The organism is Caballeronia sp. (assembly GCF_049581465.1).
In the GTDB taxonomy this organism is placed as follows: Bacteria; Pseudomonadota; Gammaproteobacteria; order Burkholderiales; family Burkholderiaceae; genus Caballeronia.
Genome location: NZ_JBAUSA010001199.1, coordinates 1 through 1,502 on the forward strand (window position 1 = coordinate 1; position 1,502 = coordinate 1,502).

A 1,502-nucleotide genomic window follows, 5' to 3' on the forward strand; every position below is an offset into this window, starting at 1 on the left:
CTCCAGCACAACCAGACGGACCTCGAATTCCTGCTCGCGCGCGCGAAGCGGATCCATTACGAAGTGGTTGTCGACGACCGTTCGCTCATCTATCGCCCGCGCAAGATCGACGCCAGCGAAACGCTCACACTGCGCCGAGAGATCGAATTGCTCGAATTCCGCCCGCGCATGTCGACCATGGGCCAGGTTCAGGAGGTGCTCGTGAAAGGCTGGGATCCGAAGAGCAAGAAGGAGATCGTCGGACGTGCGAGTGCGGGAGACGAGACGGGGCTGATGGCGGGCAAGGCGTCGGGGCCGTCGAGCGTGCAACGCATCTTCGGCAAGTCGGGCGGCGCGAGTGTGCGCGCGCCGGTACAGAGCCAGGCCGACGCCGACCTCATGGCGAAGCAGCGTTTCGGTGAAATGGCGCTTGGCTATATCCGCGGCGACGGCGTGTGCATTGGCGATCCGCGCATGCGTGCGGGTATCGTCGTGAAGATTGAAGGGCTCGGCGATCGCTTCAGCGGGCTCTACTACCTCACGAGTACCGAGCAGCGTTTTTCCCTGCAAAAAGGCTATCGAGTGCGCTTTTCCGCGCGAAGGAACGCGACATGATGCACGACAACCTTTTGCATAGCCTGCTCGCGCACGCCGACAGCGACGGCCGCTATTACGGCGTGGTGGTCGGCGTCGTCACGAACAATCAGGATCCCGACAACATGCATCGCGTGAAGGTGCGTTTTCCATGGCTCAATCAGGATGACGAAAGCAATTGGGCTCGCGTCGCCACGATGATGGCCGGCAATGGCCGCGGCGCCTATTTCCTGCCCGAGGTCGATGACGAAGTGCTGATCGCGTTCGAGCACGGCAGCGTCGAGCATCCGTTCGTGGTGGGCTCGCTCTGGAACGGCAAGGACGTTGCGCACGAATCGAACTCGAACGGGCAGAACGACAATCGCGGCTTCAAGTCGAGAAGCGGCCACCTCGTGCGTCTGTCGGATGCGTCGGGCGACGAGAAGATCGAGATCATCGACAAGACCGGAAACAACAAGATCACCATCAGCGCGTCGGGCAACACCATCGCGATCGAGGCCGAGGGCGATATCTCGATTCGCTCGAGCACGGGCAAGCTCACGCTCGAAGGCGTGGGCATCGAGATCGATTCGAAGACTGACGTGAAGATCCAGGCCATGTCGACACTCGACATGAGTTCCACCGGACCGATGAGCATCAGCGGTGCGCTCGTCAAGATCAACAGCTAGGAGACCATGTCATGCCCGCGCAGGTGCTCGGAGTCGGCTGGGACTTTCCCGTAGCGTTGCAGGACGAGCGCATCGCTGTCGCGCGCTATGAGGGGTGTGTGCGGCACTCGATCCTCCTCATCCTGTCGACGGCCAGGGGCGAGCGCGTGATGCGCCCGGACTTCGGCTGCGGCCTGCACGAACTCGTGTTCAACGTGAACGGGCCGTCGACGCAAGGCATGGCCGAGTTCCACGTGCGCGAGGCGCTCAAGGCGTGGGAGC

General features: G+C 62.3%; 3 protein-coding genes. All 3 read left to right on the plus strand.

What is annotated here, in order from left to right; all coding sequences use genetic code 11:
* A partial coding sequence (locus tag WCA53_RS29305; RefSeq protein WP_423919419.1) for a phage late control D family protein occupies positions 1-594 on the plus strand: 594 nt, incomplete at its 5' end.
* Positions 591-1,241: a phage baseplate assembly protein V gene (locus tag WCA53_RS29310; protein ID WP_423919422.1), complete on the plus strand. Its 651-nt coding sequence runs from the start codon at positions 591-593 to the stop codon at positions 1,239-1,241. The genes WCA53_RS29305 and WCA53_RS29310, both read left to right, overlap by 4 nt.
* Positions 1,242-1,252: 11 nt before the next feature.
* Positions 1,253-1,502: GPW/gp25 family protein (locus WCA53_RS29315; RefSeq protein WP_423919425.1), on the plus strand; the 250-nt coding region annotated here is incomplete at its 3' end.